The sequence below is a fragment of the Streptomyces sp. NPDC013187 genome (assembly GCF_042899705.1).
GTDB lineage: Bacteria > Actinomycetota > Actinomycetes > Streptomycetales > Streptomycetaceae > Streptomyces > Streptomyces hawaiiensis_A.
In genome coordinates this window covers 303,449-327,899 of sequence record NZ_JBIBAF010000004.1, presented here as the reverse complement: position 1 = coordinate 327,899, position 24,451 = coordinate 303,449, and the positions used below count along the sequence as shown (strand labels likewise).

Sequence of the window (24,451 nt, the reverse complement as noted above, 5' to 3'; positions counted from 1 at the left end):
AAGCATGGCGATGATTGGAGATGACGAGTAATGTGCACGCCGTGCTGGCAGAACGACGACACCAACTCATCCTGCGGGCCCTGCGCGCCGGCGGGCCCGCGGCCGTGACCGACCTCTCGGAGCAACTGGGAGTGAGTCCCGCCACAATCAGGCGTGACCTGGTCAAACTGGAAGAAGACGGACTGCTCACGCGCGTGCACGGCGGTGCCGTCGTGGAGGAGGGCGACCAGCCCTTCGCCGAGGTCGCCGAGGTGCGCGTCACCGAGAAGGACGCCATAGCCGAACGCGCCGCAGCGATGGTCAGGGACGGTCAGTCGGTGCTGCTGGACATCGGGACGACGGCCTACCGGCTGGCCCGGCAGCTGCACGGCCGCCGCCTCACCGTGATCACCAGCAACCTGGTGGTCTACGAGGAACTCGCCGACGACGAGGGCATCGAGCTGGTCCTGCTCGGCGGCATGGTCCGCCGCGAGTACCGCTCCCTGGTCGGCTTCCTCACCGAGGACAACCTGCGCCAGCTGCACGCCGACTGGCTCTTCCTCGGCACCAGCGGGGTACGGCCCGGCGGGCAGGTCATGGACACGACCGTCGTGGAGGTGCCGGTCAAGCGGGCCATGATCAAGGCCGGCGAGAAGGTGGTGCTGCTCGCCGACGCGGCGAAGTTCCCAGGGCACGGGATGGCGAAGGTCTGCGGTCCCGAGGAACTGGACGCGGTGGTGACGAACGAGCCGGTCGACGCAGTGACGCGAGCCTCCTTCCAGGAGGCGGGCGTCGAGGTGGTCGTGGCGGGAAAGGTGCAAGCGTGAAGCTGACGATTCTGGGCGGCGGAGGATTCCGCGTGCCGCTGGTGTACGGGGCGCTCCTCCAGGACCACGCCGAGGGCCGGGTGACCCGCGTCGTCCTGCACGACCTGGACGCCGGACGGCTGTCGGCGGTGACACGTGTCCTCGCCGAGCAGGCGGCCGGAGTGGCCGACGCGCCCGAGGTGAGCGCCACCACCGACCTCGACGAGGCACTCCGCGGCGCCGACTTCGTGTTCTCCGCGATCCGCGTCGGCGGTCTGGAGGGACGGGCGAACGACGAACGCGTGGCCCTGGCCGAGGGCGTACTGGGCCAGGAGACGGTGGGCGCGGGCGGCATCGCCTACGGCCTGCGCACGGTCCCGGTCGCCGTCGACATCGCCCGGCGGGTGGCCCGGCTCGCGCCCGACGCCTGGGTCATCAACTTCACCAACCCGGCCGGACTGGTCACCGAGGCCATGTCCCGCCACCTCGGCGACCGCGTCATCGGCATCTGCGACTCCCCGGTCGGCCTCGGCCGCCGCATCGCCCGGGTGCTCGGCGTGGAGAATCCGGCGGAGGCGTGGATCGACTACGTCGGCCTCAACCACCTGGGCTGGGTGCGCGGCCTGCGCGTCGCCGGCCGCGACGAGCTGCCGCGGCTGCTAGCCGACCCCGACCTGCTCGGCTCGTTCGAGGAGGGCAAGCTCTTCGGCGCCGACTGGCTGCGCTCCCTGGGCGCGATCCCCAACGAATACCTGCACTACTACTACTTCAACCGCGAGGCCGTCCGCGCCTACCAGCAGGCCGAGAAGACCCGCGGCGCCTTCCTGCACGACCAGCAGGCCCGCTTCTACGCCGAGATGAAGAACCCGCACGCCCCGGCCCTGACGGTCTGGGACCGCACCCGCGCCGAGCGCGAGGCCACGTACATGGCCGAGAACCGCGAGACCGCGGGCGCCGGCGAACGCGACGAGGACGACCTGTCCGGCGGCTACGAGAAGGTGGCCCTCGCCCTGATGCGGGCGATCGCCCGGGACGAGCGCACCACCCTGATCCTCAACGTCCGCAACCAGCGCACGCTGTCGGTTCTCGACACCGACGCCGTCATCGAGGTCCCCTGCCTCGTCGACGCGAACGGCGCCCACCCCGTCACCGTCGACCCGCTGCCCGACCACGCCACGGGCCTGGTCTGCGCGGTCAAAGCCGTCGAGCGCGAGGTGCTGGCCGCCGCCGACTCCGGCTCCCTCACGACCGCCGTCAAGGCCTTCGCCCTGCACCCGCTCGTCGACTCCGTCAACGTGGCCCACAGGCTGGTCGAGGGCTATACCGAGGTCCACCCCGGGCTGGCGTACCTTAGGTGAACGCCGATCGGTAAGCGCTTTCCCCCACCGCTTCCCGCCTGCTCGCTCTTCCCGCTTCCTGGAGACATCCCATGCACGACGAAAGCCGCCGCATCGAGGAGCGCGTGCAGCGCCTTCACGACCAGCGCATCAAGACCGCCGTCTACGCGGCCACCGTCCCCTTCCAGGTGGAGGCCTGGCAGGCCCCGGGGGAGCCGGTCCCGTTCGAGGAGGCGGCCGCCGCCTCCTACGAGCCGTTCGCGATGGGCACCCCGTGGGGCCCGCCCTGGGGCACGACCTGGTTCCGTATGCGCGGACAGGTGCCCGCCGACTGGGCCGGCAAGCGCGTCGAGGCCGTCATCGACCTCGGCTTCACCGGCGACTGGCCCGGCAACCAGGCCGAGGCCCTCGTCCACCTCACGGACGGCACCCCGCTGAAGGCCGTCAACCCGCTCAACCAGTACGTGGCGATCGCCAACCCCGCCCGCGGCGGCGAGAGCGTTGACTACCTCGTCGAGGCCGCCTCCAATCCGGACATCCTCGCGGACAACTTCTCGAAGACCACCCCGCTCGGCGACAAGCTCACCGCGGGCGACAAGCCCCTCTACACCTTCCGCGCCGCCGACCTCGCGATCCTCGACGAGGAGGTCTGGCACCTCGACCTCGACGTGCAGGTGCTGCGCGAGCTGATGCTGGAGCTCGGCGAGCACGACCCGCGCCGGCACGAGATCGCGCACGCCCTCGACCGGGCCATGGACCTGCTCGACCTGGACGACGTCTCCGGCTCGGCCGCCGCGGTCCGGGAGGCGCTCAAGCCGGTGCTGTCCAAGCCCGCGCACGCCAGCGCGCACACGATCTCCGGCGTCGGCCACGCCCACATCGACTCCGCCTGGCTCTGGCCGATCCGCGAGACCAAGCGCAAGACGTCCCGCACCTTCTCCAACGTCACCTCGCTCGCCGACGAGTACGACGACTTCATCTTCGCCTGCTCCCAGGCCCAGCAGTACGAGTGGGTGCGCGACAACTACCCGAAGGTCTGGGCCCGCATCCAGGAGTCGGTCAAGAACGGCCAGTGGGCGCCGGTCGGCGGCATGTGGGTCGAGTCCGACGGCAACCTGCCCGGCGGAGAGGCCGTCGCCCGCCAGTTCATCCACGGCAAGCGGTTCTTCATGGACCACTTCGGCATCGAGACCAAGGGCGTGTGGCTGCCCGACTCCTTCGGCTACAACGCGGCCTACCCGCAGATCGCCAAGCTCGCCGGTAACGAGTGGTTCCTCACCCAGAAGATCTCCTGGAACCAGACGAACAGGTTCCCCCACCACACCTTCTGGTGGGAGGGCATCGACGGCACCCGCATCTTCACCCACTTTCCGCCGGTCGACACCTACAACGCTCGCTTCAGCGGCGTGGAGATGTCCCGCGCGGTCCGCAACTACGCGGAGAAGGGTGGCGCCTCCCGTTCCCTGGCCCCCTTCGGCTGGGGCGACGGCGGTGGTGGCCCCACCCGCGAGATCATGGAACGGGCCCGCCGGCTGGCCGACCTGGAGGGCTCCGCCAAGGTCGTCGTCGAGCACCCCGACGAGTTCTTCGCCAAGGCCCGCGAGGAGTACCCGGACGCACCCGTGTGGGTCGGCGAGCTCTACCTGGAGCTGCACCGCGCCACCTACACCTCCCAGGCCCGCACCAAGCAGGGCAACCGCCGCTCCGAGCACCTCCTGCGCGAGGCCGAGCTCTGGGCGACCACGGCCGCGCTGCACGCGCCGGGCTACAGCTACCCGCACGAGAAGCTGGACCGGCTGTGGAAGACGGTGCTGCTGCACCAGTTCCACGACATCCTGCCCGGCTCCTCCATCGCCTGGGTGCACCGCGAGGCCGAGGCCGAGTACGCCCGCGTCGCCCGGGAACTGCACGCGCTGACCGCCGAGGCGGTGGCCGCGCTGGGCACCGGCGGGACCCGCGTCTTCAACACCAGCCCCTACGACCGCGCCGAAGTGGTCCGCGCCGCCGACGGCGCGCCGGTGTACGTGGAGGTACCCGCGAGCGGCTCCGCGCCCCTCGCCGACGCAGCGCCCCCGAAGCCGGTCACGGTGGACGGCCTGGTCCTCGACAACGGACTGGTCCGTGTGGAGGTCGCCGGGGACGGCACCCTGTCGTCCGTCCGCGACCTGCGCGCCGGCCGCGAGGTCCTCGCCGAGCCCGGCAACCTGCTCCGCCTGCACACCGACCTGCCCAACTACTGGGACGCCTGGGACATCGACAAGCACTACAAGAACCGCTACACGGACCTCCTGGACGCGTCGTCCGTCACGGTCGTCGAGGAGGACCCGCTGATCGGCGCGATCCGCGTCGAGCGGGCCTTCGGCAAGGGGTCCACGATCACCCAGACGATCACCGTCCGCGCCGGCAGCCCCCGCATCGACATCGAGACGGACATCGACTGGCACGAGACGGAGAAGATCCTCAAGGCGGCCTTCCCCGTCGACATCCGCGCCCCGCACTCCTCCGCCGAGATCCAGTTCGGCCACATCCAGCGCCCCACCCACACCAATACCACCTGGGAGGCGGCCCGCTTCGAGGTCTCCGGCCACCGCTGGGTGCACCTCGGCGAACCGGGCTACGGCGTCGCGGTCATCAACGACTCGACGTACGGCCACGACGTCTCCCGCACGGTCCGCGAGGACGGCGGCACCACGACCACCGTCCGCCTCAGCCTGGTCCGCGCCCCGCGCATCCCGGACCCCGAGGCCGACCAGGGCCGCCACCGCTTCACCTACGCGCTGCTGCCCGGCGCGACCATCGAGGACGCCGTCGCCGAGGGCTACTCCCTGAACCTGCCGCTGCGGGTGGCCGACGCGGCGGGCGCACCCGAACCGGTCGTCTCCGCGGAGGGCGAGGGCGTGACCGTGGAGGCGGTCAAGCTCGCCGACGACGCGTCCGGCGATGTCGTCGTACGGCTCTACGAGTCCCGCGGCGGCCGCGCCACCGGCACCCTGCGCACCGGGTTCCCGCTGGCCGGCGCCCAGATCACCGACCTGCTGGAACGCCCGCTGGAGGACGCGGAGATCACCGACGGGGCCGTCGCCCTCACGCTGCGGCCCTTCCAGATCCTCACCCTGCGCCTGCGAAGGGGCTGACCCCATGGCCGTGCAGCCGTGGTTCGAGGACGCCAAGCTCGGCATCTTCGTGCACTGGGGCATCTACGCTGTCGACGGCGTCCAGGAGTCCTGGTCGTTCTACGACGACATCGTCCCGCACGACCGGTACATGTCCCAGCTCGACCGGTTCACGGCCGCCCGCTACGACCCGCGCGACTGGGCGAGGCTCTTCGCGCGGGCCGGCGCCCGGTACGCCGTCCTGACCAGCCGCCACCACGACGGAGTCGCCCTGTGGGACACCGCGTACGGCGACCTGAACGTGGGCCGTGACCTGATCGGCGGCTACGCCGAGGCCCTGCGCGAGCAGGGCCTCAAGGTCGGCCTCTACTACTCCCACTCCGACTGGAACCACCCCGACTACGCCTCCACCCGCAAGCCGGGCCGCCCGCCGGATTTGGAGGACAACCGCTACTCCGAGGTCGCCGCCGAGTTCGAGGACCTGGACGCCTGGGAGAGGTTCCTCGCCTACCGCGACGGCCAGATCCGCGAACTCACCAGCCGCTACCGTCCCGACCTGATGTGGTTCGACGGCGAGTGGGACCGCAGCGAGGAGCAGTGGCGCATCCCCGAACTGGCCGCCCTCATCCGCTCCGAGGTACCGGACGTCGTCTTCAACGCCCGCATGCTGAGCGAGGGCGACTACGCCACCCCCGAGCAGGGCGCCCCCGTCATCCCGCCGGAGGGCCCCTGGGAGCTGTGCCTCACGATCAACGACTCCTGGGGCCACCAGCACCACGACCACCACCACAAGTCCGTCGACCAGCTGATCCGCTACTTCACCGAGACCATCGGCGGCGGAGGCAACCTGCTCCTCAGCGTCGGCCCGCGGGAGGACGGCACGATCACGGACGAGCAGGCACAGCGGCTGGAAGGGCTCGGCGACTGGATCGCCCGGCACGCCGAAGCGGTGTACGGCACCGTCCGAGGACTCCCGCCCGGGCACCACTACGGCCCGAGCACCCTCTCCAAGGACCGCCGCACCCTCTACCTGACCCTCTTCGACGCCCCGCGCGCCGAGATCAACGTCCGGGGTCTGCTCGGCAAGGTCCGCCGCGTCTCGGTCCTGGGCACCGGCACCGAACTGTCCCAAAGCGTCACCGGCGGACTCCACGAGACACCCGGCATCCTCTGGATCGAACCCCCCACAGCGGCGGACCTCGACCCGCACGCCACGGTGCTGGCCGTCGAACTGGAAGGAGAACTGGAGCTGTACCGGGGCGGAGGCCGCTTCTGACCCCCTCGCACCCCTACGTCGGCAGCCCGGTGTGGCGCGAGGCGCTCGGCCAGGGCGAAGACGCCTCAGAGGGGAAGTGCTTGAGCCGCCGTCCCGACGGAGCCGGCCTGCTCGGCCGCGGCGGGCGCGGGCACCGCGGGGAGCGGATCCGTCGCCTCGGGCCGCTGCTGCGGCAGCGACACCGGTCGCAGCGGACGCGGCCCCGACACCACCGTGTAGTCCTGGCCCAGGAACGGCGGGACCATGTCGCCCGGGTCCTCGCCGAGCGCCAGCTGCACGGCGGCCCAGGGGACGTTGACCCCGCACTGGGACAGCTGGTGCAGTCCGCCGGCCGGGCGCGTGTTGACGTCCATGAGCACCGGCCGGTCGCCGAACATCCGGAACTGGATGTTGGACAGGTAGTGCAGACCGAAGCCCTCGGCGATCCGCCGGGCCGGGTCCAGCCACTGCTCGTGCAGGGTGAAGCCCCGGCGGCGGCCGTTCTTGGTGCGGCCCACCGCCAGCCGGACCCGGTCGTCCGGGCCGGTCAGGCAGTCGACCGACACCTCGGGCTGCTCCAGCCGCGGCATCACCAGCCAGTCCACCGGCTCCTCACCCTGCCGCAACGCCTCCCGCACCAGGTCGAGCGGCACGTACGGGCTGGGGAACCCGCTCAGATGCACCAGCGAGAAGGGCGTGCGCGTGATCACGCGGAAGCCCACCCCGCCGGCCCCGGACGCCGGCTTGAAGCACGCCTTGTGCCCGCCCGCCTCCAACTCATCGACCGCCGCGACGAGTTCACCCTCCGAACGGACCCGATACCACGGCGGCACCGGCACACCGATCGCCTGGACCGCCTCGTAGGCGATCACCTTGTCGTGGAAGACGGCCACGGCCTCGGGCGGCGGCGCCAGCACCGCCGTACCGGCCGCCTCGAACTCGGCGCGGTGCGCCACGATCGCCGACTGGTGCAGCCGGGGCACGAACACGTCGATGCCCCGCCGCGCGCACTGGTCCAGCGCGTACTCGACGTACCCGGCGGGGGAGAGGTTCTCGGGCTCCAGCTCGGCGGTGTCGGCGGCGGCCAGCACCGGCGAGTCGGGGTCGCCGTGCGTGGCATGGATCTCGACCGCCCGGTCGCTGGGATTCCTCCGCAGCTGATCCATGAAGAACACGTTCTCCGCGTACGTGCGGTTGAGCCAGACGCGTACGCGAGAGACCATGCAGGCCGCCTTTCACGGTTCGCGGGCAGGGCTGAGCAGCCCGTGCCCGGGCAGGAGATAGGGAGGGACACCAAACCGCCCCTGTGAAAGGGAAGTTCGTAGCGGTGGTGTTGGGCCAGATCATACGGCTTCGGCGGGCCACCTCGTGCAACGCGCGTGTGAAGGAATTCTCCCGCCGCTGCCCTCGGGCCGCTCTTGTCCCGGTCGGACGGATGTGATCTCTTGGTGACGTCCGGGTGCGCTGAGGGGGGCGAGAGGTGACGTCGACGGCCGGTGGTGCCGCACAACTGCTGGCCATCAGCGATCTGCACATCGGTTACCCGGAGAACCGCGCCCTGGTCGAGGACATGCGGCCCGGGACGGACGACGACTGGCTGCTCGTCGCCGGGGACGTCGCGGAGACCGTGGTGGACATCCGCTGGACCCTGAAGACACTCGCGGGCCGCTTCCGCAAGGTCGTCTGGGTGCCCGGCAACCACGAGCTGTGGACCCACCCGAGCGACGCCGTCACCCTGCGCGGCGTCGCCCGGTACGAGTACCTGGTCGACATGTGCCGTGAACTGGGCGTGACCACACCGGAGGACCCCTACCCCGTCTGGGAGGGCCCCGGCGGCCCGGTGGCCGTCGCCCCGCTGTTCCTGCTGTACGACTACTCGTTCCTGCCGGCCGGCTGCACCACCAAGGAGCAGGGCCTGGAGTACGCGCAGGGCACCGGCATCGTCTGCACCGACGAGTACCTGCTGCACCCCGACCCGTATCCGAGCCGGGAGGCCTGGTGCCGGGCCCGGGTCGCCGAGACCGAACGCCGACTCGCCGAACTGCCCGGCGACCTGCCGGTGATCCCGGTCAACCACTACCCGCTGCACCGGCACCCGATGGACGTGCTGTGGCACCCCGAGTTCGCCCTGTGGTGCGGCACGGACCTGACAGCCGACTGGCACCGCAGATTCCGCGTGCACACCATGGTCTACGGCCATCTGCACATCCCCCGCACCACCTTCCACGAGGGCGTGCGCTTCGAGGAGGTGTCGGTGGGCTATCCACGCGAGTGGAGCAAGCGGTCCCGGCCGCCGGGGCGGCTGCGGCGGATCCTGCCGGGGGAGGGCGAACAGCGGTGATCGAGGAACTGCTGCCGGAGACGGTGGTCAGCGTCGAGGCGTACGGGTACGACGACGCGGACGCCCCGCTGTACCCCGAGGAGGCGGCCCTCCTGACACGGGCTGTCGACAAGCGGCGCAGGGAGTTCACCGTCGTGCGCTCCTGCGCCCGCAGAGCCATGGAGAAGCTCGGCGTCGAGCCTCAGCCGATCCTGCCCGGGGAACGCGGTGCCCCCGGCTGGCCGGCGGGGCTGACCGGCAGCATGACCCACTGCGACGGCTACTGCGCCGCCGCGCTCGTTCGCGCCACGGACCTGGCGTCGCTGGGTATCGACGCCGAGGTCCACGGCCCGCTGCCCGAGGGTGTCCTGCCGTCCGTGTCCCTGCCGGCCGAGGCCGACCGGCTGCGACGGCTCGCGGCCGAACGCCCCGACGTGCACTGGGACCGGCTGCTGTTCAGCGCGAAGGAGGCCGTCTACAAGGCGTGGTTCCCCCTCACCGGGAAGTGGCTGGACTTCATGGAGGCCGACATCGAGCTCACCGCCGACGGCACCTTCCGTGCGGAGCTGCTCGTCCCCGGGCCATGGGTGGGCCACCGCCGCCTCGGCCACTTCGACGGCCGCTGGACGGCGGGACGGGGCCTGATCGCGACGGCGATCGCCGTACCGCACACCTGACCCCGCGCCCCGGCACCCGCCCGGTGGCACTTCCGGTCAGGGGCGGGGCTCCGGACACCAGTTCTCCAGGAGGCGGAAGAACGCCTCCTCGTTGCCGGTCAGTCCGGCACGCTCCAGGGCCTGCTCCGCCTCGGCGAGCACCGCGGGCGGGACGAGCGGCGGGCTGCCCTCCAGGTCGAAGGCGGCCCGGACGGTGTGCAGCAGCCGCAGATAGGCCTGGACGGCGGTGCGTTCACGATCGGTCAGAACGGCGGTGGGCATCGGTCGGTTCTCCCCGTGTCGGCGTCGTCGGTCCCGCGCCCTCGCGGCGCGTACGCCCCGCACAGCGGTGGCGCACCTCCAGCTTGCCGCCCGCCACTGACAATCCGGTCCCGTCGCCATCCGGTTCGCCCGCTCGGCGGAGGCGGACGCCCCACGTCGCCTGCGCGGTGCGGTCCGTCAGCCCTGCGGTCCGCGGTACCCCAGCGACGCCTCGATCCGCCCCGCCAGATGGTCCCGCTGCACCGGCCCCCGCGAGGAGGAACCGGCCAGCCACGCCCGGCACTTGCTGGCGAGCAGCAGCCCGAAGCTCTCAGCCTCCCGCTCGTCGTCGAGGTCGAAGCGGGTGCGCGCGGCGACCTTCAGCACGGTCGCCTGGAGGTCGGCCCCGTCGTCGAGCAGCCTGGCCGCGACGGCCGCGCCCTCGACGTGGTGGGAGCAGTGCCCCGCCTTCATGTGCCACAGCTCATGGCCCAGGATCACCAACTGGTGCTCGGGAGCGGTGCGTTCCTCGATCACGACGAGGTCCTGCTCGGCCATGTCCAGCCAGAGCCCGCTGGCCGTCCCGGGCGGGAACGCGGCCGTGCGGAAGCGCACGGGGCGGCCGCGGCGTCTGCTCATGCCGTCGCACAGGGCGGTGTACAGCTCCTCGGGCCGAGCCGGCGCGGGGAGGGTCAGCTCCGCGACCAGCTCGCCGCACAGACGGCGCATTTCCTTACCGATGCCCACAGTTCTCCCCACGGTCACGACTCGGGCCGCTTGACGCTCTCCAGGAGCATGTCCAGCCACTCCGCGACCTTGTCGCGGTGCTGGTCGGTGGGCAGTTGCGCGGCCCGCCAGGCGATGCCGCGCACGCCGTGGTCCTGCAGCAGCCGCTCCAGCGGGTCGTCCTGTGCCGCGGCCGCCTGCCGCTCACGGTCGGCGAGCTTCTGCAGCAGATCCTGCTCGGTGTGCTGGAGGGCGCTCACGAGCGCCTCGGGGTCCTCGGCCGTCAAGAAACCGGCGTGCACCCGGAAGAACCGCTGGAGGGCGTCGCAGTGCTCCATGGTCGGCCGTCGGTCGCCGTTGATGAGAGCCCCGGCCTGCTGGCGGGACATGCCGGCGCCGTCGGCGATCTCCTGCTGCGTGTACTTGCGGCCGTTGGGCTTGAGCCGGGTCCGGCGCAGCAGGTCCAGCCGCTGCAGGAACCGGGCCTGCACATCGGGCTCGCCCGCGGGTCTGCCGCACAGCAGGGCCTTCACCACCGGCTCCGGGACGCCGGAGGCGACGGACAGCCGGCCGATGTCGAAGACCTCGGCGTGCGGCACGCCGAGCCGGTCGGCGAGCGCGCCGACACGGGAGACGACAGCCGGCAGCACGGCCGTCGGCGTGACGCCCGGACCTTCGACGAAGCCACCCGTCACCGACAGATCTCCTACGTATCTCACAGGCTTCTCACAAGTGGATGCCGTGACCTACCCCGGCGTGAACTTCCCGGAGCGTAGCCGGTGGTTCGAACTCACATCCAGGTCTCGCCACAACTGTGGCCAATTTCAGCCGTCAACAGACATGGAATGCCACGATAGTTGACACGCCTCAGCCCGGGGCAGCAGGATCGGGGCGCCGCGTCAAGGCCGCACAGGCAAGAGGGGTGACCTCCCGATGGCACATCAGGCAGGAGGGCAGCGGCCGGCACCGCGGCCCCTCCCCGATACTCCCGAGGCCCAGGCCTACCTGGAGGACTACGCCGGGCTCCTGGAGGGTGTCTCCTTCCCCGCGCTCGTCGTCGACCACTGCTGGGACGTGGTGCTCACCAACGGCGCCTTCCGGTCACTTTTCCGTGAGATCGGACCGCACCCGACGGCGATGCCGGGCGACAACTTCCTCAGGTTCGTCCTCTTCCACCCCGACGCCCCCACGGTGCTCGGCGATCACGAGGCGAGCTGGTGCCTGCCGATGCTCGCGCACTTCGCACGGACCGTGGAGAGTCACGGCCCCGACCACGGGCTGCAGGCCGTCCGGCGCGACATCGCCCAGGACCCGATCATGGAGGCCGCCTACCGGCATGGCCTGCCGCACTGGATCCGCGCGGTCGGCGAGGGCGCCGTCGAGCAGGACGGAGCCGTCCGACCCCTGGTGCACCCGGACCCGCACCGGGGTGCCACGGAGTGCCGGGTCGTCGTGGAGACGTCCAGGACGCTGGAGGAGCTGGGCTGCGCCCGGGTCACGTTCGTCCTGCGCGAGACCCGCCGCTCCGCGTCCCGGGAGCGCCGCACCCGCCGTACCGCCTCCCACCTGAGGGTCGTCCCCGCGGCCGACTGACCGTCACCGGGTGTCCGCCCACCTTGCCGGCACCCTTCCCGGACCCTGTGGTGTGTGACATAGTACTGGCGTGAGCGAGTCGCTGACCTGCGATGTCGTGGTGGTCGGAGCCGGAGTGGTCGGCGCCGCCGTCGCTTTGTACGCGGCCCGCGCGGGCCTGGACACCGTCGTGGTGGACCGGGGCCCGGTGGCCGGCGGCACGACCGGAGCGGGGGAGGGAAACCTCCTCGTCTCCGACAAGGAACCGGGACCCGAGCTCGAACTGGCCCTGCTGTCCACCCGGTTGTGGGCCGACCTGGCCCGGGAGGGGCTGGGCAGCGCCGTCGAGTACGAGGCCAAGGGCGGTGTGGTCGTCGCCCGCACGGACCGGGCCCTGGCCGGGCTGGAGAAACTCGCGGCGGAGCAGCGCGCGGCCGGGGTCGAGGCGGTCCCGGTGCCGCCCGACCGGCTCACCGGCCTTGAGCCGTGTCTGACCCCCGGCCTCGCGGGCGGCGTGCACTACCCGCAGGACGCCCAGGTGATGCCCGCCCTCGCGGCGGCGCACCTGCTGCGCGCCTCGAAGGCCCGGGTGCTCACCGGCCGGGAGGTGACCGGAGTCCTGCGCGGCCCCGACGGTGCGGTGCGCGGCGCACGGACCGACCGCGGCGACCTCCACGCCCCCGCGGTCGTCAACGCGGCCGGCACCTGGGGCGGCGAGGTTGCGGCCCGCGCCGGAGTGTCCCTGCCGGTGCTGCCACGGCGGGGGTTCGTCCTGGTCACCGAGCCGCTGCCGCCGCGCATCCGGCACAAGGTGTACGCCGCCGACTACGTGGCCGACGTCGCCAGCGACTCGGCGGCGCTGCAGACCTCCCCCGTGGTCGAGGGCACCCCGGCCGGACCGGTCCTCATCGGCGCCAGCCGCGAACGGGTCGGCTTCGACCGGTCGTTGTCGCTCCCGGCGCTGCGCGCGCTGGCGGCCGGGGCGACCGGGCTCTTCCCCTTCCTGGCCGGAGTGCGGGCGATGCGGACCTACGCCGGCTTCCGGCCGTATCTGCCGGACCATCTGCCCGCGATCGGCGCCGACCCGAGGGCGCCCGGGCTCTTCCACGCCTGCGGGCACGAGGGCGCGGGCATCGGACTCGCCACCGGCACCGGGCATCTGATCGCCCAGGTGCTGACCGGACGGACGCCCGACCTGGATCTCGGCCCGTTCCGGCCCGACCGCTTCACCGAGGAGGCCGAGTGAACCCACTGGAACGGGCGGAGGCCGGACCGGGCCCCGCCTTCACGGTCACGTTCGACGGCCGGCAGATGCGGGCCCTGCCCGGGCAGACCGTCGCCGCCGTGCTGTGGGCGGCGGGCGTCACGTCCTGGCGTGCCACGCGCGGCGGGGGCCGTCCGCGCGGGGTGTTCTGCGGGATCGGCGTCTGCTTCGACTGCCTGGTGACGGTCAACGAACGCCCCAACCAACGCGCCTGCCTGGTGCCGGTACAGCCGGGGGACGCGATCGGCACGCAGGAGGGAACGGGCCACGGGGATGTGAGCGGCACGCGGGACGGGGCCGGTCACCGCGGGGACGCGATCGGCATGCGGGGCGGCACGGGTCACGTGGGCTCGCCGGGCGGGGCCGGCCTCCAGGGGGATGTGAGCGGCACGCGGGACGGGGCCGGTCACCGCGGGGACGCGATCGGCATGCGGGGCGGCACGGGTCACGCGGGCTCGCCGGGCGGGGCCGGCCTCCACGGGGGTGTGAGCGGCACGCCGGGCGGGACCGGGCAGGCGGAGGTGCGGCATGTGGACTGACCTCGCCGTGATCGGCGCGGGACCGGCCGGACTCGCCGCCGCCCTGGCCGCCTCCGCGCGCGGCGTACGGGTCGCGCTCGTCGACGCCGCGGCGCAGCCCGGCGGGCAGTTCTACCGGCAGCCCGCCGCAGGACTCGGCGCCGCGCGGCCCGAGGCGCTGCACCACCGGTGGCGGACCTGGGAGCGGCTGCGGGACGGCATCGCCGCCAGTACCGTGCGCGTCCTGACGGAACACCACGTGTGGTGTGTGGAGCGGACCCCCGAGAGCTTCACCGTGCACGCCCTGCTCGGGCCGGACCAGGAGGAGCCCGCCGAGGTGCACACCCGCACCGTGCTCCTGGCCACCGGCGGCTACGAGCAGGTGCTGCCCTTCCCCGGCTGGACCCTCCCGGGCGTCGTCACGGCCGGGGGAGCCCAGGCCATGCTCAAGGGCGGACTGGTCGTGCCCGGGCGTCGAGCCGTCGTGGCCGGGACCGGACCGCTGCTGCTGCCCGTGGCCACCGGACTCGCCGCAGCCGGCGTCGACGTCGCCGCACTCGTCGAGTCGGCCGCCCCCGGGCGCCTCGCCCGTCACGCCCCGGCCCTGGCCGGCAAGCTCCCCGAGGGTGCCGGACACGCCGCCCGGCTGCTGCGCCACCGCGTCCCGGTCCTCACCCGCAGCACCGTCGTCCGCGCCCACGGCGACGACCGGCTGACCGGCGTCACGGTCGCCGCCCTCGACGCCGAGGGCCGTGTCCGGCCCGGCACCGAGCGGCACCTGCCGTGCGACACCCTCGCCGCCGGCCACGGCATGCTCCCGCACGCCGACCTCGCCGAGAGCCTCGGTTGCCGTCTCGACGGGCTCACCGTGGCCGTCGACCCCGAGCAGCGCACGGACGTCCCCGGCGTGTGGGCGGCCGGCGAGGCCACCGGCATCGGCGGTGCCGCCCTCGCCCTCGCGGAGGGGCACATCGCCGGCTGCTCCGCCGCCGCCCACCTGCGCGGCACCGCCCCCGGCCCGGCGCCCGCCGCACTCAAGGCCCGTACCAAGCTCAAACGATCCGCCGCCGCCCTCGACTCCGCCTACGCACCCCCCGCGCACTGGCCCGAGCAGATCACCGACGACACCGTGATCTGCCGCTGCGAGGAGGTCACCGCGGGGTCCGTGCGCGAGGCCCTGGACCTCGGGGCGGGCGACGAACGCACCGTGAAGCTGCTCAGCCGGGCCGGGATGGGCTGGTGCCAGGGCCGGATGTGCGGCACCGCGATCGCCGCTCTCGCAGGCTGCGCACCCACCCCGGCCAAACGCCCGTTCGCCCGTCCCGTGCCGCTCGGCGTCCTCGCCCGGCAACACCCCCAGGAGGGACCGTCATGACCGAACACCGCCCCTGGCGCGGCGTCCTCGTCGCCACCGCGCTTCCGCTGAACGACGACCTCTCGGTGAACCACGACCGGTACGCCGAGCACTGCGCCTGGCTGGTCGACAACGGATGCGACGGCGTCGTACCGAACGGCTCCCTCGGCGAGTACCAGGTGCTCACGCCCGAGGAGCGGGCCCGGGTCGTCGAGACGGCAGTCGCCGCGATCGGCGGGGAGCGCGTGATGCCCGGCGTCGCCGCCTACGGGTCCGCCGAGTCCCGCCGCTGGGCCGAGCAGGCGGGCGAGGCCGGCTGTCGCGCGGTGATGCTGCTGCCCCCGAACGCCTACCGCGCCGACGAGCGTGCCGTCCTCGCCCACTACGCCGAGGTCGCCCGGGCGGGCCTGCCGGTCGTCGCGTACAACAACCCGATCGACACCAAGGTCGACCTCGTGCCCGAGCTGCTCGCCCGGCTGCACGGCGAGGGGCACATCCAGGGCGTCAAGGAGTTCTCGGGCGATGTCCGCCGGGCCTACCGGATCGCCGAACTCGCCCCCGAGCTGGACCTGTTGATCGGCGCGGACGACGTCCTGCTGGAGCTGGCCGTCGCGGGCGCCAAGGGCTGGGTGGCGGGCTACCCGAACGCGCTGCCCCGGTCCTCGGTCGAGCTGTACCGGGCCGCCGTCGGCGGCGACCTGGACACCGCCCTGCCCCTGTACCGGCAACTGCACCCGCTGCTGCGCTGGGACTCGCGGGTGGAGTTCGTCCAGGCCATCAAGCTGTCCATGGACCTCGTCGGCCGCCACGGCGGCCCCTGCCGCCCGCCGCGGGTGCCGCTGCCGCCCGAACAGGAGACCGCCGTCCGAGCCGCCACCGAGAAGGCCGTCGCGGCCGGAATGAGCTGAGGACCATGCGCAGCGCACTCGTCCTGCACGCCGTCGACTCGCACACCGAGGGCATGCCGACCCGCGTGATCACCGGCGGCATCGGCACCATCCCTGGTGCCACCATGAACGAGCGACGGCTGTGGTTCCGCGAACACCGCGACGACATCAAGCAGTTGCTGATGAACGAGCCCCGCGGCCACTCCGCCATGAGCGGAGCGATCCTCCAGCCGCCGACCCGGCCCGACTGCGACTGGGGTGTCGTCTACATCGAGGTCTCCGGCTATCTGCCGATGTGCGGGCACGGCACCATCGGCGTGGCGACCGTGCTGGTCGAGACCGGCATGGTCGAGGTCGTCGAGCCGGTCACCACCATCCGGCTCGACACCCCGGCGGGCCCCGTCGTCGCCGAGGTGGCGGTCGAGGACGGCGCCGCCCGGGCGGTCACCCTGCGGAACGTCCCCTCCTTCGCCGTCGGCCTCGACCGCAAGGCCGTCCTCGCCGACGGCCGGACGGTGACGTACGACCTCGCGTTCGGCGGCAACTTCTACGCCATCCTGCCGTTGGAGCAGTTCGGGCTGCCCTTCGACCGGTCCCGCAAGGACGAGATCCTCGCCGCGGGCCTGTCCCTCATGGCCGCCGTCAACGCCGAGGACCCGCCCGTCCACCCCGAGGACCCCTCCATCCGAGGCCTCCACCACGTCTACCTGGCCGCCCCGGGCTCGACCGCCCGCCACTCCCGGCATGCCATGGCCATCCACCCCGGCTGGTTCGACCGCTCGCCCTGCGGCACCGGCACCAGTGCCCGCATGGCCCAGCTGCACGCGCGCGGCGAACTCCCGCTGCACACCGAGTTCGTGAACGAGTCCTTCATCGGCACCCGCTTCACCGGCAGACTGCTCGGCACGACCGAGGTCGCCGGCCGCCCGGCCGTGCTGCCCAGCTTCACCGGCCGCGCCTGGATCACCGGCACCGCCCAGTACCTGCTCGACCCCGCGGACCCGTTCCCGGCGGGGTTCGTCCTGTAGGCACCCCGCAAGCGCACCGAGAGGAACCCCGACCGTCATGGCTCCGCAGCACACCCCCGCCCTGCCCGTGCTGGGCAGCAGGAAGCCCAGCCACCGGGAGCGGGTCGCGGACGCGCTGCGGGCCGCCCTGATCGCCGGTGAACTCCGGCCCGGCGAGCTCTACTCGGCCCCCGGTCTGGCCGCCCGCTTCGGCGTCTCCGCCACACCGGTGCGCGAGGCCATGCTCGACCTGGCCAAGGAGGGGCTGGTCGACACCGTGCCCAACAAGGGCTTCCGCGTCACCGCCGTCTCCGAGCGGCAGCTCGACGAGTACACCCACATCCGGGCGCTGATCGAGATCCCCACGACGGCCGAACTGGCCCGCACCGCCGACCCGGTGGCCCTGGAGGCGCTCCGCCCGGTCGCCGAGGAGATCGTCACGTCCGCCGCGGCCGGTGACCTCATCGCCTATGTCGAGGCCGACCTGCGCTTCCACCTCGGCCTGCTGTCCCTCGCAGGCAACGGCCACCTCGTCGACGTCGTACGCGACCTCAGACGCCGCTCCCGGCTCTACGGCCTGACGGCGCTGGTCGAACAGGGGCGGCTGCAGGCGTCGGCCGAGGAGCACCTGGAGATCCTGGACGCGCTGCTCGCCCGCGACGAGGCAGCCGTACGCGCCGTGATGGCCCGGCACCTCGGACATGTCCGGGGTCTGTGGGCCGCGCCCTGAGCAGGCCGGGACGGCGGACGGGGCGGGCCCTTCACAAATCCAGCACGAGCCGCTTCCCGCGGCAGCGCGACACACAGATCATCATGGTCTCGCCGGCCGCACGCTCGTCCTCCGTCAGCACCGAGTCCCGGTGGTCCGGCTCACCGTCGAGGACGTCCGTCTCACACGTGCCGCAGGTGCCCTCGGTGCAGGAGTACAGCACCTCGACCCCGGCGGCGCGCACGGCGTCGAGCACGGACACGTCCGGCGCGACGGTGAGTGTTCGGCCGCTCTGCGCGAGCTCCACCTCGAACGCGGTGTTGGCCTCGCTCTCCTGCTCCTTCGGCTGGAACCGCTCGACGCGCAGCACCCCGGACGGACACCGGGCCTCCACCGCGTCCAGCAGCGGCCCGGGACCGCAGCAGTAGACGAGGGTGCCCTCGGGTACGTCGTCGAGCACGGACGGCAGGTCCAGCAGGCCCGACTCGTCCTCGGGCGCCATCGTCACTCGGTCCCCGTAGCGGCCGAGTTCCTCCGCGAAGGCCATGGACCCGCGGGTGCGCCCGCCGTACAGCAGCGTCCAGTCGGCGCCCGCCGCCTCGGCCGCCGCCAGCATCGGCAGGATCGGTGTGATGCCGATGCCTCCCGCGACGAAGCGGTACCGGGGAGCGGGCTCCAGACGGAAGTTGTTCCGGGGCCCGCGCACCCGCACCTTGCCGCCCTCGCCCAACTGCTCGTGCACATGGGCCGATCCGCCCCGCCCTGGGCGCTCGCGCAGCACCGCGATCCGCCAGGCCGACCGGTCCGCCGGATCGCCGCACAGCGAGTACTGCCGCTCCAGACCGGGCGCCGGCAGGACGTCGACGTGGGCGCCCGGTTCCCATGCCGGGAGCGGCTCGCCCAGCGGATGGCACAGGGTGAGGGCGAGCACGCCATCGGCCGCGAAGTCCCTGCTTGCAACGACGAGTTCGGACTCGTACATGCTCATGAACTGTTTCCTCGTGGTTCGTCGACGAAGTGTCCCTGCGGATGGGCGAGCATCCACTCCCACATCTCGACGGGGTCCTGCGCGGTGTGCTCACGGCCGCAGTGGCACGTGCCGTGCAGGGTGTCGGTGCCGGGCAGCCAGGCGATGCGGTAGACCTCGCCGGTGGGAGCGGTCACCGGACCTTCTCCACGGGCTTCTCGCCCTGTTCCACCAGCCGGGCGAGGATGCGGCGGGCGGCCAGGCCACCGGTGTCGATGTTGATGCTCAGCTCCTGGTAGCCGGTGCGTTCGGTGCCCAGGGTCTTCTGCAGCAGGTTGAGCGCGGTGACGTCCTGCATCACCACCGTGTGGTTGTTGCCCCGCAGGAACTCGGTGACCTCGGCGTCGTCGGTCGCCCAGTCCCGGGAGACCGCCCAGAAGTCGTACACCGTGCCGTCGCCGGACGGTGTGATCGCGTAGGTGATCTCGGTGTGGAAGCCGTTCGGGTCGCTGCCGTCCGCCTCGGGCAGCACCCCGACCGGGGCGATACGGCTGTGCAGCAGATACAGGCAGGGGGCGTGGTACTCGATGTCCTGCCAGCGCGTGATACGGCCCTCGATGCCGGTCGACCTGGCGTAGAACGGCGGGCACTCGGCGTCGTCCATGTGCCGGCTCACCCGCACGATCCCGGCGCCTTCGTCGACCTCGGTGGTGATCGGCGTCTCGGCGACCTCGGGGGTGCCGATGTAACCGCCGTGCAGATACGTCTCGTGGGACAGGTCGAGGAGGTTGTCGACGAGCAGGCCGTAGTCGCAGTCGATGGGCTCCATGCCGCGCACGGTCACCCAGCCGGGGGAGTCGAGGTGCCGGGCCCGGGGGATGCTCTGCGGGTCGGCGAGCGCCGGGTCGCCGATCCACACCCAGATCAGCGAGTCCTGCTCGACGACCGGGTAGGAGGCGACCCGGGCGGTGCGCGGCACCCGTTTCTGTCCGGGCACGTACACGCACGTACCGGACGTGTCGTAGGTGAACCCGTGGTACCCGCACACGATCCGGTCCCCGTCCAGCCGCGTCGGCGCCTCGGACAGCGGGTAACGGCGGTGCACACAGCGGTCGTGCAGGACGACCGGCGTACCGTCCTCCTCGGTCCGGTAGAGCACGAGCGTCTCACCGAGGATCGTCCGGCCGAGCAGCTCCCGCCCCACCTCATGGCTGTAGGCGGCGACGTACCACTGGTTCCTGGCGAAGGCGGTCATGTGAGGCATGGGGTTCCCGTCCCTGTCGGCGGGGCGTCGGCGCCCCGCGTGCCGTGATTGGACTCAGAGTCCTGACGGCTGTGGTGCTGCGCAAGGGCAGCTTCCGTCAGGCGGAAGTGAAGAGATGACCTCGTGCTGCGTGACCACGCCGTCGGGTTTCCACATGGAGATCTGCTGCGAAGGCGTGGTGGTCGACGACGACACGTGGCAGGTCACCCCTCCATGGCGGTCATCACCGCACGTCGAGATCTGTGGCGAGCAGGGCCGCCAACCGGTCGAGCGCGGGCCCGGCCGTCTCGTCGTCGGAGGTGAGAACGACCTCCTCGCCTTCCTTGAGTCCCAGACTCATCAGCATGAGGGTGCTGCTCACCGGGACCGGGTCGCCGCCCGTCCTGCGAATGGTGATGCGATGGCTCATCTCTGCTGCCGCGCGGGCGAAGGCGGCCGCGGGTCGGGCGTGCAGCCCCTGTGAGCACAGGACGGTCGCGTAGCGCTCCGGCATTTTTCACTCCTCGGGTTCTGTGTGCAGCGCCGTTCGATTCACGGCACCGGCGAAGGTGGAGATTGGGTACACCGGGCCGCCGGACGGGTATCGGAGATACGAAAACCGACGACGATCTCGGCGCGGGACCGGATGATTTCGAAAGCCGACGGGCTGTCGTGGCCGAGGGAAGACTCCGCGTCGCGTTCGGCCTCTCAGGCGTATCCGCACAAAAAAAGACCCGGGAAAAGCCGCCTCACGACAACTCGTCCCAGGTCTTGCCCGGCTGACGCCGGTCACAATCCGTGCCGCGTACCGTAGCCGCGAGTCCTTCCCGGCGTCAATGAGACCACCGCCACACCGTATGGATCACCCCTGGGGAAAATGTGGTGCCCGGTCTCTGGACACCGAATGAGAATCGTGTCTACTGTCTCGCCGCAAGGCATCCACGGATGTCTTGCCAAGGCTGGGATTGTTACTGGACCGCAGGCAAAACCCAAGCCGGGACCCGCCGCTTCCCAAAGCGGCTCGAGGGTCACGGCTTGGGTTTTTTTGTTGCCGAAATCGGCAGCGGTTCCGGGGCAGCGGGGCTCGAGGAGGAGCCGTGACAACCACAAGCAAGTACGCATTGATCGCCGAAGAGGTCCTGCGGGGCGTCGGCGGCAAGGACAACGTCAGATCCCTGAGTCACTGCGCTACACGACTGCGTTTCGTGCTCGTCGACCCGTCCAGGGCCGACAAGGCCACCGTGGAGTCCACGAGCGGTGTCATCACCGTCGTGGAGGCCGGCGGCCAGTTCCAGGTCGTCATCGGCAACACCGTCGGCCACGTCTACGAAGCGGTCGTCGTCCAGGGCGTGGACGGGGAGGGCGGTGGCTCTTCCGGTGGTCCGCTCTCCCGCGTGATCGACCTCGTCACGAGCATCTTTCTTCCGTTCCTGTGGACCCTGGCGGCCGCGGGGCTGCTCAAGGCACTCCTCGCGGTCGCGGTGAAGATCAGCCCGGGCTTCGGCACCACGTCGACGTACGCCATCTGGTTCGCCGCGGCCGACGCGGTGTTCCAGTTCCTGCCGATCCTGCTGGCCGTCACCGCCGCCAAGCGCTTCAAGGCGAACCAGTTCACGGCGATCGTCATCGCCTGTGCCCTCGTCTACTCCGCCACCGTCGCCGTCATGCCCGGTGCGCACGGCGCGAGTGTGACGCTGCAGGCGTTCGCCCAGGGAGGGGGCAAGCTGACCTTCCTCGGCATCCCGGTCGTCATGGCCAACTACCTGTCCGCCGTCGTCCCGGCCATCCTGGCGGTGTACTTCCAGTCGCACGTGGAGCGAGTGGTGGAGCGAGTGCTGCCCGCGACGGTGCGCAACTTCGGAACGCCGCTGATCACGCTCGCGCTCGTCGTGCCCGTCTCCTTCCTCGCCATCGGGCCGGTCTCGACCTGGGCCGGTGACAGCCTCGCGTCCGGAGTCGGCGATCTGTGGGGGCTGTCCCCCTGGGCGGCCGGCACGGTGCTCGGCGGTCTGTGGCAGGTCTTCGTCGTCTTCGGCCTCCACTGGGCCTTCATCCCGATCGCTTTCCAGCAACTGGCTACCACGGGCCACACGGACCTGGCGGGCGCGCTGTTCGCACCGGTGCTCGCCCAGGCCGCGGCCACGTTCGCCGTGTTCCTGCGCACACGCGAGCGCGACCTGAAGGTGGTGGCGGGGCCGGCCGCTCTGTCCGGCTTCCTCGCGGGGGTCACCGAGCCGGCGATCTACGGTGTCACGCTCCGCCTCAAGCGCCCGTTCGTCTTCGCCTGCGTGGGCGGCGCGGTCGGCGGTGGCATCGCGGCGGCGGGGGGCTCGGCGGCGACGAGCTTCGTTCTGCCCGGCGCGATCACCCTGACCTCCACCCTGAACGCCGGCAGCTTCGCCCTCCAGCTGATCGGTTGTGCCGTCGGCACGGTCATCGCCTTCGCGCTGACTCTCCTCATCGGATTCAAGGACCTGCCCGCGGCGGGTGGGACAGCCGCCGGCACCGCGGACGAGGCCTCCGACGGCACCGTGTCCGATGCCGGGACGGCGACCCTCGCGGCACCCGTCGCGGGGAAGGTCGTCGCGCTCGCCGACGTCCCCGACCAGGTGTTCGCCTCGGGCGCGATGGGCTCCGGCCTGGCGGTCATCCCCAGCGAGGGCAAGGTGTACGCGCCGCTGAGCGGCACCCTGGTGAGCGTCATGCCACACGCGTTCGGCATCCGCAGCGACTCGGGCGTCGAAGTGCTCGTGCACATCGGCCTGAACACCGTCGAGCTGCGAGGCCGGGGCTTCGCCCCCGTCGTCACCCAGGGGCAGCGTGTGCACGCCGGCGATCTGCTGACCGAGGTCGACCTCCAGGTGCTCACGGACGCCGGCTACGACCCGATCACCGTACTGATCGTGACCGACCAGGGCGGACACACCGCCGTCGTGCGGGCGGCCGCCGGTGACGTACAGGCCCGCAACGCCGCACTCGACCTCGTCGGCTGAGGAGACACGCGTGACCGACCGCACCGCGCCCCGCCCCTTCCCGGACGGTTTCCTCTGGGGCGGCGCGACAGCCGCCAACCAGATCGAGGGCGCCCACGACAAGGGCGGCAAGGGCGTCTCCATCCAGGACGTCCTGCCCCGCGGCCTCGCGGGCCCGCGCACCGCACACCCCACGCCCGACAACCTGAAACTGCAAGGCGTCGACTTCTACCACCGCTACGCCGAGGACATCGCCCTCCTCGCCGAGATGGGCTTTACCGTCTTCCGTTTCTCGATCGCGTGGAGCCGGATCTTCCCGCACGGCGACGACGAGCTGCCCAACGAAGAAGGCCTGGCCTTCTACGACCGTGTCCTCGACGAACTGGAGAAGCACGGGATCGAACCGCTGGTCACGATCTCCCACTACGAGACGCCGCTGGCGCTCGCGGAGAAGTACAACGGCTGGGCGAGCCGCGACATGATCGGCTTCTACGAGCGCTACGTCCGCGCCCTGTTCGACCGCTACGGGCGGCGCGTCAAGTACTGGCTGACCTTCAACGAGATCAACTCCGTGCTCCACGCGCCCTTCATGAGCGGCGCCATCAACACGCCCAAGGAGGAGCTGCCCCGCCAGGAACTCTTCCAGGCCGTCCACCACGAACTCGTGGCCAGCGCCCTGGCCACCAAGATCGCCCACGAGACCGCGCCGGACGCGCGGGTGGGCTGCATGGTGCTCGCCCTGCCGGTCTACCCGCTGACCCCCCACCCTTCCGACGCCCTCGCCGCGCTGCATGCCGACCACGCCAACCTCATGTTCGGCGACGTGCACGTGCGCGGCGCGTACCCGGGTTACGCGCTGCGGCACATGCGGGAGAACGGCATCGAGCTCGACATCACCGACGAGGACCGCGAACTGCTCACGCACACCGTGGACTTCGTGTCGTTCAGCTACTACATGAGCGTCTGCGAGACCGCCGATCCCAAGCGGCGCGAGGCGGGGGAGGGCAACATCATGGGCGGTGTCCCGAACCCGACGCTCCGGGCCAGCAAGTGGGGATGGCAGATCGATCCGATCGGTCTGCGGATCGTGCTGAACCAGTTCTGGGACCGGTGGCAGAAGCCGCTGTTCATCGTCGAGAACGGTCTGGGCGCCAAGGACGAACTGATCCACGCGGACGGCCGGACCACGGTGAACGACTACTACCGCATCGCCTACCTGAACGACCACCTGGTCCAGGTCGCGGAGGCGATCGCCGACGGTGTCGACGTTCTCGGCTACACCACCTGGGGCTGCATCGACCTCGTCAGCGCGAGCACCGCGCAGATGAGCAAGCGCTACGGGTTCGTCTACGTCGACCGCGACGACGACGGCAACGGCAGTCTCGCCCGCCACCGCAAGAAGTCCTTCGGCTGGTACGCCGACGTCATTCGCAGCCAGGGCGCCGTCCTGCTGCGCCGCGACGGGAGACCGTAGCCCCCCGACCCGACCCGGCCGTGCCCCTGGG

Annotated in this window: 22 protein-coding genes and 1 pseudogene; 15 read left to right on the top strand and 8 right to left on the bottom strand. The window is 71.7% G+C overall.

The window, feature by feature from the left end:
* Positions 1–41 precede the first annotated feature (41 nt).
* From ACFY5B_RS10035 to ACFY5B_RS10020, 4 genes are all read left to right on the top strand, one after another.
* Positions 42–806 (top strand): DeoR/GlpR family DNA-binding transcription regulator, encoded by a 765-nt coding sequence (locus ACFY5B_RS10035; RefSeq protein ID WP_389967721.1) that lies wholly within the window; start codon positions 42–44, stop codon positions 804–806.
* Positions 803–2,143, top strand: a complete 1,341-nt coding sequence (locus tag ACFY5B_RS10030) for a 6-phospho-beta-glucosidase (protein WP_389967218.1) — start codon at positions 803–805, stop codon at positions 2,141–2,143. Before ACFY5B_RS10035 ends, ACFY5B_RS10030 begins: the two co-directional genes overlap by 4 nt.
* Positions 2,144–2,214: 71 nt before the next feature.
* A complete protein-coding gene (locus tag ACFY5B_RS10025; protein WP_389967215.1) occupies positions 2,215–5,256 on the top strand; it encodes an alpha-mannosidase in 3,042 nt (1,013 codons plus the stop codon).
* Positions 5,257–5,260: 4 nt separating this feature from the next.
* Positions 5,261–6,511, top strand: coding sequence for an alpha-L-fucosidase (locus tag ACFY5B_RS10020; RefSeq protein WP_389967212.1), 1,251 nt, complete (start codon positions 5,261–5,263; stop codon positions 6,509–6,511).
* 65 nt (positions 6,512–6,576) lie between these two features.
* Here the strand turns inward: ACFY5B_RS10020 and ACFY5B_RS10015 are convergent, their stop codons facing one another.
* Positions 6,577–7,713 (bottom strand): ATP-grasp domain-containing protein, encoded by a 1,137-nt coding sequence (locus tag ACFY5B_RS10015; protein WP_389967209.1) that lies wholly within the window; start codon positions 7,711–7,713, stop codon positions 6,577–6,579.
* A 257-nt stretch (positions 7,714–7,970) separates the two neighbouring features.
* Between ACFY5B_RS10015 and ACFY5B_RS10010 the strand changes: the two genes are divergently transcribed.
* Positions 7,971–8,831, top strand: coding sequence for a metallophosphoesterase family protein (locus ACFY5B_RS10010; protein WP_389967206.1), 861 nt, complete (start codon positions 7,971–7,973; stop codon positions 8,829–8,831).
* Entirely contained in the window at positions 8,828–9,487 is a 660-nt protein-coding gene (locus tag ACFY5B_RS10005; RefSeq protein ID WP_389967203.1) for a 4'-phosphopantetheinyl transferase, read from the top strand. Before ACFY5B_RS10010 ends, ACFY5B_RS10005 begins: the two co-directional genes overlap by 4 nt.
* A gap of 36 nt (positions 9,488–9,523) precedes the next feature.
* On the opposite strand, the gene ACFY5B_RS10000 is transcribed toward ACFY5B_RS10005, so the two are convergent.
* The 3 genes from ACFY5B_RS10000 to ACFY5B_RS09990 all read right to left on the bottom strand — a co-directional run bounded on the left by ACFY5B_RS10000 (position 9,524) and on the right by ACFY5B_RS09990 (position 11,148).
* Positions 9,524–9,748 (bottom strand): hypothetical protein, encoded by a 225-nt coding sequence (locus ACFY5B_RS10000; protein ID WP_389967200.1) that lies wholly within the window; start codon positions 9,746–9,748, stop codon positions 9,524–9,526.
* A gap of 177 nt (positions 9,749–9,925) precedes the next feature.
* The gene (locus ACFY5B_RS09995; RefSeq protein ID WP_389967719.1) at positions 9,926–10,456 is read right to left on the bottom strand and encodes a toxin-antitoxin system, toxin component; all 531 of its coding nucleotides are present in this window, start codon (positions 10,454–10,456) and stop codon (positions 9,926–9,928) included.
* A 32-nt stretch (positions 10,457–10,488) separates the two neighbouring features.
* Positions 10,489–11,148 carry a helix-turn-helix transcriptional regulator gene (locus ACFY5B_RS09990; RefSeq protein WP_104781073.1) on the bottom strand — a complete coding sequence of 220 codons (660 nt, stop codon included), beginning with the start codon at positions 11,146–11,148 and terminating at the stop codon, positions 10,489–10,491.
* 238 nt (positions 11,149–11,386) lie between these two features.
* Between ACFY5B_RS09990 and ACFY5B_RS09985 the strand changes: the two genes are divergently transcribed.
* The 7 genes and pseudogenes from ACFY5B_RS09985 (at position 11,387) to ACFY5B_RS09955 (ending at position 17,785) form a co-directional block, all read left to right on the top strand.
* A complete protein-coding gene (locus ACFY5B_RS09985) occupies positions 11,387–12,046 on the top strand; it encodes a hypothetical protein (protein WP_389967197.1) in 660 nt (219 codons plus the stop codon).
* A gap of 70 nt (positions 12,047–12,116) precedes the next feature.
* Positions 12,117–13,271 carry an NAD(P)/FAD-dependent oxidoreductase gene (locus ACFY5B_RS09980; RefSeq protein WP_389967194.1) on the top strand — a complete coding sequence of 385 codons (1,155 nt, stop codon included), beginning with the start codon at positions 12,117–12,119 and terminating at the stop codon, positions 13,269–13,271.
* Positions 13,268–13,564 (top strand): annotated as a pseudogene (locus tag ACFY5B_RS09975) ((2Fe-2S)-binding protein); the annotation flags it as partial. The gene ACFY5B_RS09980 and the pseudogene ACFY5B_RS09975, both read left to right, overlap by 4 nt.
* Before the next feature lie 253 nt (positions 13,565–13,817).
* Positions 13,818–15,182, top strand: coding sequence for an FAD-dependent oxidoreductase (locus ACFY5B_RS09970; RefSeq protein WP_389967191.1), 1,365 nt, complete (start codon positions 13,818–13,820; stop codon positions 15,180–15,182).
* Positions 15,179–16,069, top strand: a complete 891-nt coding sequence (locus tag ACFY5B_RS09965; protein WP_389967188.1) for a dihydrodipicolinate synthase family protein — start codon at positions 15,179–15,181, stop codon at positions 16,067–16,069. The genes ACFY5B_RS09970 and ACFY5B_RS09965 overlap by 4 nt, the downstream gene beginning before the upstream one ends.
* A gap of 5 nt (positions 16,070–16,074) precedes the next feature.
* Positions 16,075–17,076 carry a proline racemase family protein gene (locus ACFY5B_RS09960; RefSeq protein WP_389967186.1) on the top strand — a complete coding sequence of 334 codons (1,002 nt, stop codon included), beginning with the start codon at positions 16,075–16,077 and terminating at the stop codon, positions 17,074–17,076.
* A 37-nt stretch (positions 17,077–17,113) separates the two neighbouring features.
* Positions 17,114–17,785: a GntR family transcriptional regulator gene (locus ACFY5B_RS09955; RefSeq protein WP_389967183.1), complete on the top strand. Its 672-nt coding sequence runs from the start codon at positions 17,114–17,116 to the stop codon at positions 17,783–17,785.
* Positions 17,786–17,816: 31 nt separating this feature from the next.
* Here the strand turns inward: ACFY5B_RS09955 and ACFY5B_RS09950 are convergent, their stop codons facing one another.
* The 4 genes from ACFY5B_RS09950 to ACFY5B_RS09935 all read right to left on the bottom strand — a co-directional run bounded on the left by ACFY5B_RS09950 (position 17,817) and on the right by ACFY5B_RS09935 (position 20,488).
* Positions 17,817–18,752: a PDR/VanB family oxidoreductase gene (locus ACFY5B_RS09950; RefSeq protein WP_389967180.1), complete on the bottom strand. Its 936-nt coding sequence runs from the start codon at positions 18,750–18,752 to the stop codon at positions 17,817–17,819.
* Positions 18,749–18,928: a hypothetical protein gene (locus ACFY5B_RS09945; RefSeq protein WP_344465566.1), complete on the bottom strand. Its 180-nt coding sequence runs from the start codon at positions 18,926–18,928 to the stop codon at positions 18,749–18,751. Before ACFY5B_RS09945 ends, ACFY5B_RS09950 begins: the two co-directional genes overlap by 4 nt.
* Positions 18,925–19,995, bottom strand: coding sequence for a Rieske 2Fe-2S domain-containing protein (locus ACFY5B_RS09940; protein ID WP_389967177.1), 1,071 nt, complete (start codon positions 19,993–19,995; stop codon positions 18,925–18,927). Before ACFY5B_RS09940 ends, ACFY5B_RS09945 begins: the two co-directional genes overlap by 4 nt.
* A gap of 223 nt (positions 19,996–20,218) precedes the next feature.
* Positions 20,219–20,488, bottom strand: coding sequence for an HPr family phosphocarrier protein (locus ACFY5B_RS09935; protein WP_389967174.1), 270 nt, complete (start codon positions 20,486–20,488; stop codon positions 20,219–20,221).
* 583 nt (positions 20,489–21,071) lie between these two features.
* Here ACFY5B_RS09935 and ACFY5B_RS09930 point away from each other — a divergent pair.
* Positions 21,072–22,967: a beta-glucoside-specific PTS transporter subunit IIABC gene (locus tag ACFY5B_RS09930; protein WP_389967171.1), complete on the top strand. Its 1,896-nt coding sequence runs from the start codon at positions 21,072–21,074 to the stop codon at positions 22,965–22,967.
* A 10-nt stretch (positions 22,968–22,977) separates the two neighbouring features.
* Positions 22,978–24,420, top strand: coding sequence for a glycoside hydrolase family 1 protein (locus ACFY5B_RS09925; RefSeq protein ID WP_389967168.1), 1,443 nt, complete (start codon positions 22,978–22,980; stop codon positions 24,418–24,420).
* Positions 24,421–24,451 lie beyond the last annotated feature (31 nt).

Coding starts and splice junctions, on each gene's coding strand:
- ACFY5B_RS10025 (WP_389967215.1), top strand. CDS start 2,215: ATGCACGACGAAAGCCGCCGCATCGAGGAGCGCGTGCAGCGCCTTCAC.
- ACFY5B_RS10020 (WP_389967212.1), top strand. CDS start 5,261: ATGGCCGTGCAGCCGTGGTTCGAGGACGCCAAGCTCGGCATCTTCGTG.
- ACFY5B_RS10015 (WP_389967209.1), bottom strand. CDS start 7,713: ATGGTCTCTCGCGTACGCGTCTGGCTCAACCGCACGTACGCGGAGAAC.
- ACFY5B_RS10000 (WP_389967200.1), bottom strand. CDS start 9,748: ATGCCCACCGCCGTTCTGACCGATCGTGAACGCACCGCCGTCCAGGCC.
- ACFY5B_RS09995 (WP_389967719.1), bottom strand. CDS start 10,456: ATGCGCCGTCTGTGCGGCGAGCTGGTCGCGGAGCTGACCCTCCCCGCG.
- ACFY5B_RS09985 (WP_389967197.1), top strand. CDS start 11,387: ATGGCACATCAGGCAGGAGGGCAGCGGCCGGCACCGCGGCCCCTCCCC.
- ACFY5B_RS09970 (WP_389967191.1), top strand. CDS start 13,818: ATGTGGACTGACCTCGCCGTGATCGGCGCGGGACCGGCCGGACTCGCC.
- ACFY5B_RS09965 (WP_389967188.1), top strand. CDS start 15,179: ATGACCGAACACCGCCCCTGGCGCGGCGTCCTCGTCGCCACCGCGCTT.
- ACFY5B_RS09960 (WP_389967186.1), top strand. CDS start 16,075: ATGCGCAGCGCACTCGTCCTGCACGCCGTCGACTCGCACACCGAGGGC.
- ACFY5B_RS09955 (WP_389967183.1), top strand. CDS start 17,114: ATGGCTCCGCAGCACACCCCCGCCCTGCCCGTGCTGGGCAGCAGGAAG.
- ACFY5B_RS09950 (WP_389967180.1), bottom strand. CDS start 18,752: ATGAGCATGTACGAGTCCGAACTCGTCGTTGCAAGCAGGGACTTCGCG.
- ACFY5B_RS09940 (WP_389967177.1), bottom strand. CDS start 19,995: ATGCCTCACATGACCGCCTTCGCCAGGAACCAGTGGTACGTCGCCGCC.
- ACFY5B_RS09935 (WP_389967174.1), bottom strand. CDS start 20,488: ATGCCGGAGCGCTACGCGACCGTCCTGTGCTCACAGGGGCTGCACGCC.